19 protein-coding genes are annotated in these 18,915 nt (G+C 45.9%); 4 read left to right on the top strand and 15 right to left on the bottom strand.

What is annotated here, in order from left to right; translation table 11 throughout:
• Positions 1-65: 65 nt before the first annotated feature.
• The 3 genes from ACYX4M_RS07660 to nudE form a co-directional block, all read right to left on the bottom strand.
• Complete coding sequence (locus tag ACYX4M_RS07660; RefSeq protein WP_476082527.1) at positions 66-650, bottom strand: YceI family protein; 585 nt, start codon at positions 648-650, stop codon at positions 66-68.
• A gap of 126 nt (positions 651-776) precedes the next feature.
• Positions 777-1,622: a 3'(2'),5'-bisphosphate nucleotidase CysQ gene (cysQ, locus tag ACYX4M_RS07665; RefSeq protein ID WP_476082528.1), complete on the bottom strand. Its 846-nt coding sequence runs from the start codon at positions 1,620-1,622 to the stop codon at positions 777-779.
• 3 nt (positions 1,623-1,625) lie between these two features.
• The gene (gene nudE, locus ACYX4M_RS07670; RefSeq protein ID WP_476082529.1) at positions 1,626-2,189 is read right to left on the bottom strand and encodes an ADP compounds hydrolase NudE; all 564 of its coding nucleotides are present in this window, start codon (positions 2,187-2,189) and stop codon (positions 1,626-1,628) included.
• Between the two features lie 71 nt (positions 2,190-2,260).
• Between nudE and yrfG the strand changes: the two genes are divergently transcribed.
• The 4 genes from yrfG (at position 2,261) to ACYX4M_RS07690 (ending at position 6,565) form a co-directional block, all read left to right on the top strand.
• Positions 2,261-2,959 (top strand): GMP/IMP nucleotidase, encoded by a 699-nt coding sequence (gene yrfG / locus ACYX4M_RS07675; RefSeq protein ID WP_476082530.1) that lies wholly within the window; start codon positions 2,261-2,263, stop codon positions 2,957-2,959.
• Between the two features lie 20 nt (positions 2,960-2,979).
• Entirely contained in the window at positions 2,980-3,531 is a 552-nt protein-coding gene (gene yjjX / locus ACYX4M_RS07680; protein WP_476082531.1) for an inosine/xanthosine triphosphatase, read from the top strand.
• A 281-nt stretch (positions 3,532-3,812) separates the two neighbouring features.
• Positions 3,813-5,201, top strand: coding sequence for an NAD-dependent succinate-semialdehyde dehydrogenase (locus tag ACYX4M_RS07685; protein ID WP_334060799.1), 1,389 nt, complete (start codon positions 3,813-3,815; stop codon positions 5,199-5,201).
• A gap of 317 nt (positions 5,202-5,518) precedes the next feature.
• On the top strand, positions 5,519-6,565 hold the full coding sequence (locus tag ACYX4M_RS07690; RefSeq protein WP_476082532.1) for an MBL fold metallo-hydrolase: 1,047 nt from the start codon (positions 5,519-5,521) through the stop codon (positions 6,563-6,565).
• A gap of 264 nt (positions 6,566-6,829) precedes the next feature.
• On the opposite strand, the gene ACYX4M_RS07695 is transcribed toward ACYX4M_RS07690, so the two are convergent.
• The 12 genes from ACYX4M_RS07695 to gspD all read right to left on the bottom strand — a co-directional run bounded on the left by ACYX4M_RS07695 (position 6,830) and on the right by gspD (position 18,817).
• Positions 6,830-8,263 carry a YdgA family protein gene (locus ACYX4M_RS07695; RefSeq protein ID WP_476082533.1) on the bottom strand — a complete coding sequence of 478 codons (1,434 nt, stop codon included), beginning with the start codon at positions 8,261-8,263 and terminating at the stop codon, positions 6,830-6,832.
• An 86-nt stretch (positions 8,264-8,349) separates the two neighbouring features.
• A complete protein-coding gene (locus ACYX4M_RS07700; RefSeq protein WP_476082534.1) occupies positions 8,350-9,105 on the bottom strand; it encodes a type II secretion system protein N in 756 nt (251 codons plus the stop codon).
• On the bottom strand, positions 9,102-9,581 hold the full coding sequence (gspM, locus tag ACYX4M_RS07705; RefSeq protein ID WP_476082535.1) for a type II secretion system protein GspM: 480 nt from the start codon (positions 9,579-9,581) through the stop codon (positions 9,102-9,104). The genes ACYX4M_RS07700 and gspM overlap by 4 nt, the downstream gene beginning before the upstream one ends.
• On the bottom strand, positions 9,578-10,777 hold the full coding sequence (gene gspL, locus ACYX4M_RS07710) for a type II secretion system protein GspL (RefSeq protein ID WP_476082536.1): 1,200 nt from the start codon (positions 10,775-10,777) through the stop codon (positions 9,578-9,580). Before gspL ends, gspM begins: the two co-directional genes overlap by 4 nt.
• Positions 10,777-11,778 (bottom strand): type II secretion system minor pseudopilin GspK, encoded by a 1,002-nt coding sequence (gene gspK / locus ACYX4M_RS07715; protein ID WP_476082857.1) that lies wholly within the window; start codon positions 11,776-11,778, stop codon positions 10,777-10,779. The genes gspL and gspK overlap by 1 nt, the downstream gene beginning before the upstream one ends.
• 68 nt (positions 11,779-11,846) lie before the next feature.
• Positions 11,847-12,473 (bottom strand): type II secretion system minor pseudopilin GspJ, encoded by a 627-nt coding sequence (gene gspJ, locus ACYX4M_RS07720; protein WP_476082537.1) that lies wholly within the window; start codon positions 12,471-12,473, stop codon positions 11,847-11,849.
• Between the two features lies 1 nt (position 12,474).
• A complete protein-coding gene (gene gspI / locus ACYX4M_RS07725) occupies positions 12,475-12,918 on the bottom strand; it encodes a type II secretion system minor pseudopilin GspI (protein ID WP_476082538.1) in 444 nt (147 codons plus the stop codon).
• A complete protein-coding gene (gene gspH, locus ACYX4M_RS07730; protein WP_476082539.1) occupies positions 12,915-13,541 on the bottom strand; it encodes a type II secretion system minor pseudopilin GspH in 627 nt (208 codons plus the stop codon). The genes gspI and gspH overlap by 4 nt, the downstream gene beginning before the upstream one ends.
• A gap of 5 nt (positions 13,542-13,546) precedes the next feature.
• A complete protein-coding gene (gspG, locus tag ACYX4M_RS07735) occupies positions 13,547-13,984 on the bottom strand; it encodes a type II secretion system major pseudopilin GspG (protein WP_012520130.1) in 438 nt (145 codons plus the stop codon).
• Positions 13,984-15,210, bottom strand: a complete 1,227-nt coding sequence (gene gspF, locus ACYX4M_RS07740; protein WP_474829099.1) for a type II secretion system inner membrane protein GspF — start codon at positions 15,208-15,210, stop codon at positions 13,984-13,986. Before gspF ends, gspG begins: the two co-directional genes overlap by 1 nt.
• Entirely contained in the window at positions 15,211-16,770 is a 1,560-nt protein-coding gene (gene gspE / locus ACYX4M_RS07745) for a type II secretion system ATPase GspE (RefSeq protein ID WP_474829101.1), read from the bottom strand.
• Position 16,771: 1 nt separating this feature from the next.
• Positions 16,772-18,817 (bottom strand): type II secretion system secretin GspD, encoded by a 2,046-nt coding sequence (gspD, locus tag ACYX4M_RS07750; RefSeq protein WP_476082540.1) that lies wholly within the window; start codon positions 18,815-18,817, stop codon positions 16,772-16,774.
• Positions 18,818-18,915: the final 98 nt, after the last annotated feature.

Consider the following 18,915-nt stretch of genomic DNA (forward strand, 5'->3'; position numbering starts at 1 on the left):
TTTTTATGCTTTCATTTATTACCACTGCCTAACTCTTATCGATAGACCTTAGCAATAGCAGTATTCTATTGCGTAAAGGTAACAGAAAACGTCACTGGGACTGTCGTAGTGATACTCTTTAGCCCTGCAATTTTTTGTAGCGCAGCTACGCCTTCGGCAAGGCCGAAAGATTCTGCTTTAATAAGTGTAGGAGCAGTAGTAGATACAGTCAGGGTATCGTCGTCTACTTTACTCGCCTTAACCGCAAATGATGTAGGAACGGCTTTTCCATGTAACATCAAAATGCCATCTACTTTCCCGTTAACAACTTGACCCGCTTTCAGGCTCATCATCGACTCAGGTAAATCGGCCTCAAACTTAGCTTGAGCATATTTGCTCACGTTAAACAGCATCTCTTGCATTCGCTGATTGCGAATATCAATCGCTGTATTAACTGACGATAGGTCTACCGCCACGGAGAGCTTGCCGCTATCGGACAGGGTACCGTCAAAGCTATCAAACTTATGTACTTCAGTGATCTGTGTATTCTTAGTCGATAAGAAATGTAGAGCACTTGACTCGCCGTCTATTGACCAGTCGGCTGCGGCAGGGAATGCTAGCCCACATGCGAGCAATGCTGCAGATAACGTGCGAATACGTGTTGTCATCATAGGTTACTCCTTTTACTTTTTGGTTCCATCTGGCTTGATTTAACCAATACCAGAGTAATGTGGCCCAACAACATTACTACGCTATTATACGTAGGTTTATAAGCTGCGCTAAGTAAATAATATGCGCTAGTGCTGATGCGGGTTTACGAAGTCATCATACTGGACTACGTCTTGCCATGGCACCCTTTGATCGCCCATTACCACAAAATCTGGGTTCTCTAGCGAATGACGCTGATTGTAGGTAAGCGGTTCGAAGTTGGCCGCGGCGATACTCCCGCCAGCTTCAGAGACAATGCACTGAGATGCGCCTGTATCCCATTCACCTGTGATACCAATACGCATGAATACATCGGCTTTTCCTTCGGCAATAAAGCAGGCTTTCAGTGAACAGCTTCCCAATGGAAGCGTTTGATATACGCGCTTGGCGCACATTCTACTGAGGACTTTTTCTCTTGACTGGCGACGGCTAATTGCAATCATCACCACACTATTCTTAGGGTCGTCTAGTTTGCGAACGCTTATTGGGTGATCGCCATCAGGGGATGACTTAAACGCACCTTTGCCCTTCTGGGCGTAATATAACGATTGCCCTGGAGGCCAGAAAATAACGCCGATAGTTGGCTCATTGTTCTCTATTAAGGCAATGTTGACCGCAAAATCCCCGCTTCTGGCGATAAATTCTTGGGTGCCGTCGATGGGATCGATTAACCAGTATCGTGGCCAATGCTTTCGCTCTTCTAAACTTGCGTGTTTGTTCTCCTCTGAGAGGATTGGGATATCAGGCGTCGCGATTTGTAAGCGCTTATTGATGATATCGTTTGCTAAATAATCTGCGCTGGTAACGGGAGACTCATCGTCTTTTTGATAAGCGTCAAACTCACCTTTATCGTATACCTCTAGCACAGCTTCACCGGCTTCGATGGCAATTTCTTTCGCAAGTTCTAGTAGGTCGGCATGGGCGTCATCGGGCATTGTTTATTGTTCCTTAAACCACTTTTGAGCTAAAAACAGCGCGGCTATACAGCGTGCTTCAACAAAGTCTTCTCGTGCAAGTAAAGCATCTGCTTCGTCTAAAGGCCAGTGAATCACCTCAAGAGGCTCAGGCTCGTCGCCTTCAAGTTGTTTTGGATACAAGTCGCGAGCCAAAACAATAGTCATATTGGCGTTAAAGAAAGTGGGCGCCATACTGACCTTATGAAGCTCTGTAAGATCGTTCGCCGCAAAGCCCGCCTCTTCTTGTAGTTCGCGATTAGCAGCTTCAATGGCAGTTTCGCCAGGGTCTATTAAACCTTTTGGAAAGCCTAGTTGATACGAATGTGTGCCGGCAGCATATTCACGAATTAACACCATGGTGTTTTCATCAAGCATAGGCACTATCATTACCGCGCCCCTGTTTCCGCCAGCCATCCGCTCGAATTCACGGGTGGCGCCGTTCGAAAACTCAAGGTCTAAGCGTTCTACCCTAAAGAGTTTGCTTTGCGCAACGATTTCACGAGAATGAATGTGTGGTAACGGTTTGTTCGGATCAATTTTTGGCATGTCTATCGCTACAACTTTGTTATCATACTTGTATACAATTTCTTAGCTTACTTCATTATAAGGAAAATCGCTTGCCCTTTCTGCCCTGGAATGAAATAGAAACTGTACTGCTAGATATGGACGGTACTTTGTTAGACCTTCATTACGACAACCAGTTCTGGCTGCACCATTTACCTAAGCGGTTAGCTCAGATAAAAGGTATTTCTGAGGCCGAGAGTCAAAAGGAAATGAGCGCGCGATATGAGTCAGTATTTGGGCAAATTCAGTGGTACTGCTTAGACTACTGGGCTGAAACTCTAGCAATGGACTTAGAAAATGAGTTTATGCCGCTGAAGCGAGAATTGGCGCACTTGTTAGCCCTTCGCGACGATACTATTCCCTTCCTTGATGCACTTCATGACTCAGGTAGGCAGGTAGTGTTAGTAACCAATGCGCATCCAAATAGCCTAGCGCTTAAAATAGAGCATACCCAACTTGATGCGCACATCGACAACCTTATTTCTACCCATGAATTTGGCGTAACCAAAGAGTCTCAGCTTTTGTGGGAGCGACTACACAAGAGAGTGCAGTTTGATAATAGCCGCACCTTATTTGTCGATGACTCGCTGCCTATTTTGAAAGCGGCACAGACGTACGGTATCAAACATTTACTTGCTGTCGACAACCCTGATAGTACCTTGCCAAATCGCAATATTAGCGAATTCCCAGCGGTACGCGATTACCGTTTAATGTTAGAAGATATCAAGCAGAACCCTGTTGGTGCTGTTTGACCGGACATTTTAAAGGACAAATGCAAATGGTATCTGACACAATTTTTGTAGGCTCGCTAAATCCGGTAAAAATAAACGCTGCGCTCAATACACTTTCCGACACACTAGAGCACGACTTTGACGCCCAAGGAATGGCTGTGCCAAGCGGCGTGCCCGACCAGCCGATGAATGAAGATGAAACGCGCCAGGGTGCTATTAATCGGGTGAAGGCCATGCTAGCTCATCATCAGGGCGGCCTTACTGACGCATGGTATGTGGCAATTGAAGGTGGGGTGGATGTATTTGAAGATGGCCCCGCGACCTTTGCCTATGTGGCGATTTACCATGAAGGCCACTGGTCGGTAACACGAAGTGCGAGTTTGCCCCTTCCAGTGAGCGTTTATCAGGCGCTACAGCGTGGCGAAGAGCTTGGGCCGGTTATGGACAAGCTTTTTGATACGGTAAATATAAAGCAAAAAGGCGGTGCTATAGGGTTACTGACTTTAAATCACGCTTCGCGTCAAAGTGTTTACGAAGTTGCGCTGACCCTTGCAATGGCGAAGTTTCATTTTCCAGACTTATATACCGACTAGTCAGGCTAAGTTTCCTCTCACTAAATTAGCCATTACAAAACGCAGCATATAGGCCCTTGGACAAATGTGACCTCTTGAGGGCCGCCTCTCTTTTCCTGAAGTGTTCGCTCTGAAATCTTTACTGCGATAGGTAATCTTTTCTAATTCCAGTTTTATTCTCAGTTTCCATCTTTGCTGTGACGTCGCTCTATGTTGCTGAATATGTTGCGAAAAAAAAGTTTTTTGCAATTTGGCTTTCTAGTTGCACCTTCTCTTTAACAAACGGATTAAGGAGAGTGACAATGAGTGAGACAATTAATACCTACAACCCTGCTACAGGTGAAAAGATCGATCATTATCATTTGATGTCAGCAGAAGACGCTGAACAAGCGGTAACACGTTCTCAAGAAGCATATTTGAACTGGCGCCGAACGTCATTTGAAACTCGCGCTGATTTATTCAACAACCTTGCGGATTTAATGGAAGAGCGCATTGACGACCTTGCTAGTCTAATGACCCGAGAAATGGGTAAAGTAATGGCGCAGGGTAAACAAGAAGTGCAGTTGTGTGCTCAAATATGTCGTTATACAGCAGAGCATGGCGCATCATTTCTAGAAGACGAGCACCGTATTTTTGAAGGTGGTCGTGCGATTATTACCTATCAACCTATTGGCGTTATTCTGGGCATTCAGCCGTGGAATTTCCCGCTTTATCAGGTTATTCGCTACAGCGTATCAAACATCATGGCAGGTAATACGACAGTGCTTAAACACGCTAAAAACGTGTTTGGTATGGCACAAGCCATCCAGCAGATGTACGAAGATGCTGGTTTCCCGAAAAACGTATATCAGTCGTTGTTAATTGATGGTGGCACGGCAAGCGACCTAATCAAGCATAAATACGTGCGCGGCGTTACCTTCACTGGAAGTGATGAAGTAGGTAAACAAGTTGCGAAAGAAGCTGCGAGCCTTTCTAAGAAGACCGTGATGGAGCTTGGTAGTAATGATGCGTTTTTGGTACTCGAGGATGCTGATATCGACCATGCGGTAGAAATGTGTATTCAAGGTCGCGTAATAAATAACGGTGAAACCTGTGTAGCAGCTAAACGTTTCGTAATCGTGGATAGTGTTTATGACGAGTTTAGAGACAAGTTCGTGGCGCAGTGTAAGAAGCTTAAAGTGGGTGACCCAACGGATGAAAACTCTGACCTAGGCCCTATGGCCAGAGAAGACTTGCGAGATGAACTTCATGAGCAGGTGAAAAAATCAGTAGAAGCTGGAGCGAAACTTACCCTGGGCGGTGAAATTCCAGACTCTAATGGCTACTTTTACCCTGTAACTGTGCTTGAAGACGTATCATCTGGCATGCCGGCGTATGATGATGAACTGTTCGGTCCTGTTGCGTCATTAATTCGAGCTCGCGACGATAAACAGGCGATGGAAGTCGCAAACGATTCGCGCTATGGCTTAGGCGGCGGTATCTTTAGTACTGATACTGATAAGGCTGTTGCCCTAGCGAAAGATGAATTTGATACCGGTATGGTAAACATTAACGGGTATTCTCTTGCACAACCGAACCTACCCTTTGGCGGTGTGAAAGACAGTGGTTACGGCCGTGAACACGGTGGTTATGGTATGCGTGAATTCGTAAATATCAAAACCATCATGGTAGCGGAGAACGCTGCGGAGTGATCATTAGTTAAATATAGCTTTTAGCTAGGTAAAACTATTAGCTAAGCAAAATAAGTCACTACAAATGGGCACGTATTACGTGTCCATTTTTGTATGTCCTCTTTTCTATTTCTCTTTTATATTTACATCCTTTCTTGCCTACTACTTGGTTTCCATTGAATAATTTTGTGACCATATCAGGTCTTTTCCTTCGATATGAATGTATAAACCATAAAAAGTGACAAAGGATAGTGGTGATGAAGATTCTACAGAGAGCGATAACCGTTATAGGATTAAGTGCAGACAAAAAGGGCCGCAACAGATCCATTAGGCGCGAGATGCTTAACAATAAAGCGTGTACAGGCTCGTTGACTATTCTAGTTGCTACTGCTGCGCTGGCGCTTTCCTCTGCAGCATTTGCATCGTCTAGTGCGTTACTTCATGCATCACTGCAAACTGATGTATCACCTCAACCCTCCTCTAAACAAACGAATCATGTAACAAGTGAAAGCAAAAACGCCGCTTCTATGGCTTGCGGTAATGTCTCCGTGCAGGTGTTAGGGTCTGGCGGACCTGAATTGGATGATGGAAGAACATCTAGTGCTTATTTGATCTGGGTAAATAATAAAGCCCGCGTATTGGTAGATGCTGGCAGCGGCAGCAGTGTTCAGTTCGGCGCCGCTGGCGCGTCATTTGAAACCCTTGATGTGATTCTACTTTCCCACTTACACACCGACCATTCAGCGGATTTACCCAGCTTCGTAAAAGGGGGCTATTTCACCAATCGCGAAAATGACTTATGGGTTATGGGACCAGACGGCAACCAAACTATGCCCTCTACTAACGCCTATGTGTTATCGTTAATTGGCGAGGAAGGCGCATTTAAATATCTGTCTTCTTATACTATCGAAGGTCAAGACGATTACACAATATCGACGAAAAGCGTTGCTAGCGCCACACTAAAGAAACCCTTTGAATACGCAGTCAATAGTGACATTAGCGTTCAAGCTATGTCGGTAAATCACGGGCCTATACCAACACTTGCGTGGAAAGTTAGGGCTAACGGGTGTGAAATGGTATTTTCTGGTGATACTAACGATAAAGAGGGAAACCTAGCCCGCTTCGCTAAGAACGCTGACCTTTTAGTACTGCATAACGCCATTAACGATAACGCGGGGCGCGTTGCGAAAAATCTGCATATGACACCAACACAAATTGTTGATATCGCCACCCAATCTAAAGCAAAGCGCATCGTACTGTCTCATATTATGAAGCGCAGCGAATCGGGCTTAGACGCGCTTACCGAGGCTATTACAGTCGTAGCCGAAGGGCGTGTGTACGCTGCTCAAGAATTGATGAATATCGAGTTGCTTGATGACAACTAGCCGGAGTTTCAAGTCAAAAACGTAGCTATGGTAGCCTGAAACAAGGAGCTTGGTTTTTATGGGTTTTGGATGTTTAAAGCTGAGTTGAATGGGGTTATCAAAAAAATGCAGAGCGTTTGGGCTCTGCATTTTTAATTTGGGCATGTTTAATTCAAACTAAGTCAGTCAACGCTCAGCGCAAATAGCGCTTTGTGTTAACCGTACTATTAACCGCGATTTTAACCGTACTTTGCTTTTCGGGTATTTAAAATACTGTTCTACTTGTTACTGAGGTGCAAAAGGCAGCGGAATAGGCGTGCCGTTAACGCTGGCTTTGCCGTCTTTAAGCTCCAGTTTTGTCTCGTAACCCTTTTCGGTTTCTTTTATCAAGCCTTGCTGAGCAAAGGTGCTTAACATCATTGGTGTTTGCTGCTCTACTGCGGCTTCGAGTTCTTCTGCTGACATGTTTTGCGCTTGTGGTGTTGCCATTAATTGACCCATCATATAACCAGACGCTACGCTTTGCGCAAAAGCCTTGTCAGCGACTATTTGTGCATCGGCCATGAGATGAGTTATCCAATAAGCCACATCTTCCATGGTACCGGGCAGCGCATCAATGCCTACTAGCTTAGTATTTGCATGGGCAGTAAACGAGCCTTCAGGCAACGTCGCTTTAAGCGTGGTGATGTTAAGTTCGGGCTCGGCTTTAAGCTGAGGCAGTAGGTTAGCTTCGATAAACTCCATCATTTTAGCGGGTACTTCTTCAGAAGGGACCATTAAAGACGTGTTGCTAAAATCCTGATAAGCCTTGATGAAGTCTACGTCTAAGTTGTTTAGGGCAACACCTAACACCATATCAGAGGCTTCAAGTTCTGGCCCCTTGACACTATCAATGGCGTATTCTACGTACACATTGGCGGTATTGTTGTCATCATCAATGTTAGTGTCTGTAATCAGCGCAATATTTTCTAGCTGCACCGTAGCGCCCGCTTCAAGGCCAGATACTTCCATGGTTTCGATGAGCGCTTCTACTTTAGACTCAAATAACTCACCCTTGAAAGCTTCCATCATGCTGCCGTCATAGGCTACATCCATAGATAAGTTAGCCATTTTCATCGAAAACTCATCGGCGTTGATGCTTAGCGATTCACCCGAAGATGTATACAAGGTTTGCCCCCCATCTGGCTTAGCTTTACCTGTATAGCCAGAAAATAGTAGGGTAAAGCCTTCTTCTTCATCGGTTGCGCTAAGGGCGGGAATTACATCTTCATAGCTTAGGTCGCCAAATAAACCAACTACCCCTTCATTGTGATAAATAGGCTGTTGCGCATCCCATTGAACATACTCTCTCAATTTATCGCCATCAACAAACACCGTGTAATGAACGCGACCTAATCCAACGCCGTCACCAAAGTACACAGGACCGTGATGCGCAACCAAAGTAGCGGTGATGTTGGGGTTTTCGTCTAAAGGCATTTCTGCAGCATCGACATTTTGCGCATTAAAAAGCGCTTGAAAGTCGATAGCAAGTTTGACTTCTGCTTTTGTTGAGAACCAGCCTTTGTCGTATGAAAGGATTTCGGCTGAATACACAGCCTGTTCGTTAATTTCGTTTATCGCTGCGTTAATATTATCTTCAACGCTAGAGCCGATAAAATAAGGGGCAATACCAAGCGCAACTAAAGTAACACCAGCGCCAGCTAAAAGTGGTTTGTTCATTGTACAATCCTTTGTTGAGTGTGTTTCCTAGTGCCCTGATTTAAAAAATCAGGGCACGCTCTGTATTAGTAATTCTGCTTCGCAGGTTAAAGCTTTATCGGGATATACCCGCTGCTATTAGGTGTACCAAATAAGCGAGCCGCTTGATGTACTTCGTTGGGCAAGCTTTCGTCGGGTTTAAACTTACCGCTAACGCGGATATTTTTCATGTTGGTGGGAATGACCGCGTCCATAGATAAGCTTAACAAGTTAGGCTCGCTCACCATGATGCCAATGTCTTTCCCTTCGCAACGAAGTTTCGCTGAGTAAGTACCGAAATCAATGGGCCCTTGAGTTCCCGCAACCGTCGCGTTTAACCAATCTCCTGTGCCATCTAGCGACTCACACGCTGGGCCAAATGTTAGGTCATTTAACGAGACTTTGAAGCGTCCGCCTGCATTAACAGGTAAGGGTAGGCGAACTTGTGCAAGTACTCTATCTACAGGTAGGTACAGCGTAAAGTTCTCGGTATTAATTGTATCTTGGCTGAAAAGCCCTGTGGTGACAGGCCCTTCAAACGCGATGTCGTTTTTATCGCGAATATTACCTGCTTTGAGGTCTAGCTTAACTTTGCCCAATAACATGTGGAGTGGGCTGAGTTCCCACTTTAGGTTGTTAACCGGCAAGCCGTTAACCACTAGGGTCTGTGCTTTACCAGAAAATAAGGTGCCACTTACTCCGCTTACAGAGACATTATTCGGCAGTGTCATACGGCCAATAACCTGCACTGCTGGCATATAAGCAATAGCAAACAATAGGAAGGCAAAAATTCCGCCTATGATCCAACTAACTTTCGACTTCATGCTTTACCTAACTGTAGTCGGCGAATTTTGATATAGCCCGGCGCATCTGCTTCAGCCATATCAGCTTGTAGAATAACTACGCCCATGTTTTCCATGGCTTTAAGCCATTCTAGCACCGCATTAAATGGCGCTTGGTCTACCCATACTTGCAGTTCATCACCTTGAGGCTGCATACGGGAAATAGCAATATCATGTTGGGCAGTTGTTCGGTTCACCGCTTGCGGTAACGACCCCGAAAACGCCCGTTTGTTGCCCGTGCTACGACGTAACTGCTGAGCGCGTGCACCACTGTCTTTTACCCAAACTAGAAGTGACTGCTGGTTATCAAGCAGTTGTTTTTGTTTGTCTAGCGCAGCGTTGAGCGGCGACCATACTGCAAAATAAAACAGTGCTATCACTATCATCACAGCAGAAATGAGCACTAATTTTTGTTCCCGTTCAGTGAGGGCTTTGTATTTTTCTAAAAGCGCGTTCACAACGTACTCCTTACTGACACCGTACCCACAACGCCATTGTCACGATTATTGATTGCCCCCTGTTCAACCACAAAACCCGCGTTTTCAGCGCTGCGTTTAAACTGCTCTAAGGCTTCAAAGTTTTTGCCTTGCGCCTGAATTCGAATTTCTGTGCGGGTAGCGTCGAATCGCAATGTTTGCGGCTTAACGTCGGTGGCTGAAAAAGCCGGTGCTAGCTGATCTAACATAATAAGCATGGATGCATCACCACCGCCCTGCTCTAGCTTGGCAAGCTCGCTTTGCAGCTTTAATCGCACGTTGCGATAGGTACCAATGTTTGGAAACCCAGCTTTAACTGCGCTACTTATTTCACTGCTAAGCGTTTGGTTTTGCGACTTTAGCTGATAAAGAGTAACGCCTTTATCTATTAAGCTGGTACACAGTGCAAGTACAGCGAGTACAGCGGCTACACGCCACTGATTTAGCACACCGCTGCGCTTACGTTTAATCTTGTACTCGCCTTGGCACAAATTAAAGCTACTTTGCATGGCTTCTTTGGCCAAGACTTGCATAGGCAATTCAAGTGGGGCCTGTGCTTCTTCAATATTCGGCAGACTGCTTAAATCAATACCTGCGTAATTCGTAATGGTCACAGGTGCTTCTTGCTGCGCAGTGAAGTGTACTAATGTAGGAAGCAGCCAGGTTTGTTCGCCTTGTACCCCTTTAAACTCGTCCTGGCGAACCAATAGTTGCTCACCTAAGGTCAGTACCGACCAGCCGTTTTCTGTTACTGGAACCGCGAGTACATCAGGAATAATGGTGTCGCAGAATAACTCTGCTTCGCTTAGCCAAGCTTTCCACTGCTCCATTTTTTCATGGCTAACCACAGCGACAGCTTGTTTATCACCGCGCTTAGGGCCAATGGCAAAAAACTGCTGGCTAATGTCGGTAGCCAATTCGTCTTCTAGCATAAATGGAATTGCAGAGATAATTTTACGCCCAGCTTTAGGCGGTAGCTCTACCCATTTAAGCAGTATCTCACTGCTAGGTGCTAGAGCGATAACGCTTCGCTGACCAGCGCGCTCAGTGAGCGTAGATAAGTCTTCTGCACTAGGTAGTTCACCAGAAGCAATGATCTCGTCTTCAGATTTTGAATAAACGAGCCAGCTTATCGGGTCGGTATAGTTGGCGCCTAAACGCACCAATAATTGTTCCATTAATAGGTTCCCCCAAACTCGCGATTCACAATGCTTACGCCACTATCGGCGCTTGCACGAAACACGGTGGAAAGCTTAAAGGTTGCTTTGTTGTATTGTGTTTTTGTATGCAACATAAAATATTCAGTTTTAACTGCAAACCAATCTTGTCGAGAGCTTGTTAGGTTAAGCGCTTGAATAGACGGCTCATTTAAAAATGCATTCTTATCATCCCACCCATTTTGCGGGCGGCTGCTGAGTAAACTCGCAGCTTGCTGAATATCAAGCCCCGTTAGGCCTGCTAACAGTGGTGCATCTTCTTCTTCTAACGTGTTAACGTTTATTTTCAATTCACTGTAATCTGGGATCACGCAAACTAAAGGCATTAAATCGTCTAGCCACGCTGGTGATACTCCGTTAATAATACGCAATTCACTTTTTGATGCCAGTGGTCCGTTGGCCGCAAGGTATGGAAACTCTCTTGACTCATACTCGCTGTCTTCCGCGCCATAGGGGCGCATGCTGTCATCTTCATCTACCCAATCTGCTAAGCTGTCACGCAGCGTATCGGCGGTAAAGTTGTCTAACCCATCAACGTTTAGCGATAGCAGCATGGTGTGAAAGGCTTCCATAGCTTCTGTGGTATTGCTTGACGCGCTGTTTGCGTTATTCGAAGCACTACCCGATGTTATCGCATTAAGATTAAAGCAAGCTTGAAGGTCTTCCAAATTAGCCGTTAAGCCACCGTTTTCTAACGGATAGCTAAATTCTTGTGCCCAAGGTTGGTCAACAGAAATAACCTCAGGGCTTTCTTCTATCAGGGACTGAATTGACTTGCGCGCAAAAGCTTCGGCACCCATGGCGTACCAGTAAGCCTGATTATTGTCTTTTAAATTCATAGTGCGCTGTACTTGTAGCTGTAATCGCGTACCCATTTCTGTAGCCAATACGGCCACCAATGCCACAATCATTAGAACAATCATCAGCGCTACACCCCTTTGTTTAGCTGGTGGGCTAGACAGTAGGTGCGTACATGTCGCTGTTCTATTGCGCTTATGATTTTTTAAAAGGTGTGTTTCTGTGTTTGGCATTATGACGATTCACCCGTAGTTAAGGTAAACTCCCTTCTAATTTTGCCAAAGTCTTTACTTACGAATTCTATCGCGACTGCCCGCGGTAGTGCCGTACCTTTGTAGTTTTCACTCCACGAGATATCCTCGTCTTCATCTAACGAACTGTCATTCGAGGTGGCGAGAAACTCAATTTTTAAACTTTCTACGTCGTCTAGCAGTACCCGTACTTTAGGTTCGTAACCAATAACATTATCCACGTAATTACTGTAAAGACGCTCAAGCTTGTTCTCCTGAAGCCGGTAGGCAACAAACTGCAAAGTACTTCTTGGCAGCATTAACTGAGGATTGTGCCAACCACCTCGCACAAAACCAATACCATCATCATCGCTGTCGTCGGTTTCTCCACCTGCCATTACCACATCTTGCTTTTCACCGTTTACACGAGAAGCGCGAGGCACTGCTTGTTGAAGATCTCGTTCAATGGTTATCATGGCCCGCTGTAGTAATTGGAGCTTAGCAAAACGCTCTTCAGAAATATCATTGCTGTCGATAACGGTGGTAAGCAAGCCAGTTGATGCCAGCCCGATAAGGGTAAATATGGCCATGGCAATCAGTATTTCTATAAGCGTAAATCCGCGCTGCATACTAGTTCCCCGCCGTTGGCTTAGCCACAAAAGTGGTAACCGATGTCACTGAGCTTTCGTAGCTTTCGTCTTCGCCTACCGAAACGGTAACGGCACGTAAGTCGTTATCGTTGGTCTTTGCGACGGTTTGTTGCCAGTACCAGGTGCGGTCAGCCATCTCCATGGTGCCTTTTAGATTGTTTTTGGGCGGCCAGGTAGTATCTAGCTGAAGCTGGTTTAAGCGGTTGCTTGCCACCCAGTTGGCAAAGGTAATCGACTCTATTTGTCCAACGCTAGATAAATGCTCGCCAGCGGCTTTAAGTACCGCTGTGCCTGTTAACGCAAATATAAGCAGGGCCACCATAACTTCAAGTAGGGTTAAACCACGTTGGTTATGGGGTTTGTTAGAGGCGCCGCTTGTTTTGGATATACTCACCGTGGCTGTGCTTATAGTAGGCGCTTTCATAGTGGGCGCTCCAGGGGCCCTTCAAGCACTAAAGGCGGTAAGTCTTGGTTTTGAAGGCTGAAATAGACAGGGTCGTCGCCTTCATCGCCTTCATAGTTAAACGATACGGTAAAGGGCGTGATATCACCGCTCGACATAATCAGCACTTGTGGTGGAGGCAGCTTTTTCTCTTCTTCGTTACCTATTTCTACCCCTTCGTCAGAAACACTGAGGTTTTCGTCGAACAAGTCTCTGTCAAAGAGTCTATCTTCCACGTCCCACGGTAGGTCGTCTAAATTTAACGTGAAGGAAAAAGGTTCGGGTAACGTGTAGGGCTCGTAGGTTTTTTCCCCTTCAATACGCTGCCACTCATCATCGTCGTCTAAGTAAACGAAGTAGTATTCGTTTTTGTCGGCTTCAAAACGTACACCCAGCTGTTGTTGATTTAATACCGCGAAGTCGCTGGCCATATCAATAATGACCTGTAAGCGTTGGGCTTGGGTTTTTAATAGGTCTGACTTACTTGCGCCGAAGGCGTTAAACATAACGTAACCCGCCGCCAAGCCCATAAGCAGCAGTACTAGCATGACTTCTAATAAGGTAAAGCCTGCTTTATAAGCCGATGTACTGCCGCGGTAGCGCATATAGGTTAGTTCAAGTATTCGTTGATGTTCCAGTTACCGATGTCATCATCAGTACCCGGCTCACCGTCTGGGCCATTAGAGAAGATATCCACCACGCCAAGCTCTCCCGGGCTAATTAGCGCATATGGGTTGCCCCATGGGTCTTCAGGTAGACGCTTAATAAAGCCGCCTTCTGGATAGTTGCGTGGGATCGGGTCGATAGTCGGCGCTGTCACTAGCGCGTCCAGACCTTGTTCAGTCGTTGGGAAGCGGTTGTTACGCAACTTGTACATCTCAAGCGCACTTTCCATTTGCTGGATGTCTACCGCGGCCTTTTTAAGCTGCGCTTCCTCTTGATTACCCAAAATTTGTGGTGCAACCATCGAGGCCATAATACCGATGATTAGAAGTACGACCATGACTTCAATCAAACTGAAACCAGAACTGCGATTAAGTGTTTTCATTAAATATTCACCATGTTGTTCAATGCTAAAATTGGTTGCAATATTGCCATAACGATAAACAGGACAATGCCTGCCATCGATACAATAAGTAAGGGTTCAAATACCTTAAGTGAGACACCAATAAGCGCTTCGAATTCCCTATCTTGATTATCTGCTGCGCGAGCTAGCATTTGCTGTAGCTCGCCAGACTTTTCACCTGATGCAATCATGTGCATCATCATTGGCGGAAACATTTTCGTGTTATCTAGCGCAGCGCGCAAGCTGGAGCCTTCTTTAACGTTGACCGCCGCATCGGCCACTTGATTTTTAATATGCTGGTTTTCCAGTACATCGCCTGAAATACGCATAGCTTCAAGTAGCGGCACTGCGCTGGCACTCAATATACTTAAGGTACGAGCAAAGCGAGCTGTATTTAAGCCTCTAGACACTTTGCCTATTAAAGGTAGGGTTAAAAGTGCTCTGTGATAGCGCAGCTTCATGTGTTTTTGCTGTAGCACTCGCTGGATAATAACAATAAGTACGCCTATGCCAATTAGCATAAATAAACCGTAGTTCTGAAGCCATGTACTTACGGAAATAAGAAACTGTGTTATGCCCGGCAGGTCTTGCCCCATATGGTCAAACTGGCCAACAATTTTTGGCACCACTACGGTTAACAGCAGTAATACGATACCCATTGCAAAGAACAGCATTAACGATGGGTAAATCATCGCTTGAGTAATTTGGCTGCGGGTTTGTTGCCTGCGCTCTGTGTAGTCGGCCAGTCGGTTAAGCACGGTATCAAGGTGACCTGACTTTTCCCCTGCCGCGACCATCGCGCGGTATAGTTCGTCAAACACACTAGGAAATTGTGCAAGCGCGTCTGCAAGGCCGTGACCTTCAACCACTTTACTGCGTACCGCCATCATCATGTTCTTCTGGCGGGGTTTTTCACACTGTTCGGCGACGGCAAGTAGTGCTTCTTCAACAGGAAGTGCTGATTCTACAAGCGTTGCCATTTGGCGTGTAAGAAGCGCTAAATCCGATGCTGAAATACGTGGCTTAAACAGTGAAAAAGAAAGCCCTTTGCCTTCGCTTTGAGAGCGCTCTGCAACTTGCTCTACTTCTAACGGAATTAAACCTTTTTCACGCAGCTGTTGGCGTACCTGACGTGCGTTATCGCCTTCAAGCACCCCATTTGTATTTTTACCGCGGGCATTAACCGCTTTATAAGCGAATGCCGCCATTTAGTCTTCCCTCGTTACTCGAAGCACTTCTTCAAGAGATGTTTCTCCGGCTAGCACCTTGCTGCAGCCGTCTTCACGGATGCTTGGGGTCGAGGTTCTGATATAACGCTCAATGGCTTGTTCGCCTACACCTTCGTGCATCATTTCACGTACTTTTTCATCAACTAACAACAGCTCGTGAATGCCGGTACGGCCACGATAACCAGTTTGATTACACGCTGCGCAGCCGTGCGGCTTATAGATAGTGGTGTCGCTCGTTGCGCTCTGCCCTAGTACTTCAAGCTCAGAAGCGTCTGGCGTATGGGGCTTTTTACAATCTGAGCACAGGGTACGTACCAGTCGCTGTGACAATACGGCCAATAAGCTCGAAGACAGCAAAAATGGCTCAATACCCATGTCTTCTAGACGAGTAATGGCACCTGCTGCAGTATTGGTATGTAGTGTAGACAGTACCAAGTGACCGGTTAAACTGGCTTGAACGGCAATTTGTGCGGTTTCGATATCGCGGATCTCACCCACCATGACTACATCAGGATCTTGACGCAAAATAGCGCGAAGCCCGCGGGCAAAGGTCATATCCACACGAGGGTTAACCTGTGTTTGTCCGATACCTGGCAGATCAAACTCGATAGGATCTTCAACCGTTAATATGTTTCTGTCTCGCGAGTTTATTTCAGTCAACCCGGCGTACAGCGTGGTACTTTTACCAGAACCTGTTGGACCTGTAACCAAAATAATGCCGTGAGGCTTTCTGATAAGAGAAGAAAAATGGTTTCGGTTTTGAAGCGTCATGCCCAAATCTTCTAGATTCAGGCGAGCATTGTTTTTATCAAGTAAACGCAGAACTACGCGCTCACCGTGACTCGAAGGCATGGTAGAAACACGCACATCAACAGCGCGACCGGCGATACGAAGCGTAATACGACCATCCTGAGGCACACGCTTTTCGGCGATGTCTAATTTCGCCATTACCTTGATACGCGAAACCAACATGGATGAAAGTTTGCGATTAGGACGCAAAATTTCGCGCAATACACCGTCTACGCGAAAGCGAACGACAAGCTGGTTTTCAAAAGTTTCTATGTGAATATCCGACGCGCCTTCCTTAATCGCTTCGCCCAACATAGCGTTGATAAGCTTGATAATAGGCGCATCATCTTCACTGTCTAATAAGTCTTCAGTGTCAGGCAAGTCTTCGGCAAGAGCGAATAAATCGCTTTCGTTGCCAAGGTCTTCCATTAGTTGTTTAGCTGCAGAACTATCGCGCTGAAACGCGCTAGTCAGTAAGTTTTCAAACTCGTCAGCAGGGATAGTTTTAGGTACAAACGGTTCCCCATAAAAGCGCCTAACTTCGGCGAACACGTCAAATGGCGTATTTTCTGTAAAATACAGAACTGCAGGCGTTTCGTTGGTTTCAAGCAACACTTGGTTGCGCTTTGCAAAACTAAACGATAACTGCTTAGGGCCAGCCTCTTCTTCAGGTAAACCGGCCTCTTCACCCATGGCTTCTAGGGCTTCTTCTTGCGCCTCTAGTGCTTGAGTAAGTTGTTCATCCGCCATACTACTCGTTACCTTCTTTTTGTTTCTCTTTCTCTAGAAGATATTCTTCAAATGAAGGTGGTAGTTCTAGTGCATTGTTCCACTCAGGCATACTTGGCGTTTCAGCCGATGGCATTAGAGACACGCCTTCTTGCTGACGCTTCAGCTGTAGCGCACGAATATAGTTGTATTTACGGTGACTGATTGAATTCATCGTAGCGCCATCGCGCACAATCGTTGGCTTCAAAAATACCATTAGATTGCGCTTACGTTTGCTGGTCGACGTAGTTTTGAAAAGGTGACCAAGAATAGGGATATCGCCTAAAAGTGGCACTTTAGACACACTTTCTTGTACGTCCTCATCAATCAATCCACCTAGTACGATAGTACCGCCATCATCAACGATTACTGTGGTTTTAATTTCACGTTTGTTAATTGAAATATCAACCGAAGTTGCACCGCTTACGCTCGATACTTCTTGTTCAATAAGTAATTGAACTGCATCGCCTTCGTTAATTTGCGGCGTTACTTTAAGTTTGATCCCCACTTCTTGACGGTCGACTGTTTGGAACGGGTTAGAGTTGTTCGCGCCTGTTGTAGTACCGGTAATAATCGGTACTTCCTGACCTACAATGAAAAAGGCTTCTTCATTGTCCATGGTGGTTAGGTGAGGTGTGGCAAGAATATTTGAATTGGTATCAGTGCTTACCGCCTGTACCACTGCGCCCCAGCCATTTTCGATCACGCCAGCAATCAGGCCGTTTGCACCGCCAAGTAAGCTTGCAAGAGCAGTGAAGTCGCCTTCAATCGTATCCGTTGTTTCTACCACTTCACCGTTGGCAGTGATGTTGGTTTGCGTGGTCTCTCTATCTTCGGCCTGTCGTAGTGCCACAGCTAATGAGCCGACGCCTATAACACCATTATTGAACTGTGTACCACCGCCCTCTTCTGACACCCATTGCACACCTAATGTGTTGCCGTCGCCTTCAAAAACTTCAACGATAATGGCTTCAACTTGTACCTGTGCACGGCGAATATCCAGTTGACGCACCACTTCTTCTAGCGAGCGCATCATGTCTGGCTCTGCAGTTATAACGATGGCGTTAGAATCTTCATGCGCATCAATGCTGATTTCGCGGTTTGAACTCGCTCGGCGTGTCGTGGTGCCGCTGCCTTGCTCTTCTGCTTGGATACTGGCTGATACACCTTGAAGAACTTTAACTAAGTCTTCTGCCTTTGCGTAATTAAGAAACAGTACGCGTGTGTTGCCGTTAGACTCAAGTTCCTGATCCATGCGCTGAATAAGGTTTATAAGGCGCTGGCGGGCTTTAACGTCGCCACTTACGATAACCGAGTTAGTTCTATCGTCAGCTACTACGCGAGGCTCAGACTTTGCACCCGTATTCGCTTTGCCTTGAGACTTATTAATGCTTTCGATAATTCGCACCATTTCAGATGCTGAGGCATAACGAAGCTTTACGATTTCGACTTCTTCATCGCCGGCGCGGTCTACGCGTTCAATGATTTCCACAAGACGGTTCACTACCGCCGCACGGCCTGTCAACATCATAACGTTTGATGGGTCGTGACTTACCACGTTACCGCCACCTGCTTGGTCATTAAGCTGTCGCAAAATAGGCGCAAGCTCACGCACTGGCACGTTATATACTGGTACTACGCGGGTAATAAACTCATCACCGTCTTGTTGTGCGCCTTCCACTACTGGAATATTTGAGGTTTTCGCGTCTTTAGAGCGTACAACTTTCAAAATACCGCTAGGCATTTCAACCACAGCAAAGTCGTAAACTTGGAGTACATTTAGGAAAAATTGATAATACTGATCTTCATTAAGCATGTCGTAACTGCGCACGCTAATTTTGCCGCGTACGTTAGGGTCGACAATAATGGTTCGCTCAAGGTTTTTACCGACAATATTAATGAATTCATTGATGTCAGTATCTTTGAAATTAGGCATGTATTCAGCGGCAGTCACCGAGAAACACAGAAGCGCCGTACACATAGCTGTGCCTAAGCGAGATAATAGTTTATGGCTAGTGCGCCTTTTCATTCTAACTTCCTTCATTTCCTAACATGTCGATGGCTGAATTGCTTGTCAGTTACGTGCTGACCTCTACACAAACGCTTACTAGTAAAAAGCGAGCCGTT

The sequence above is a fragment of the Alteromonas sp. ABV4_150 genome, assembly GCF_056311745.1.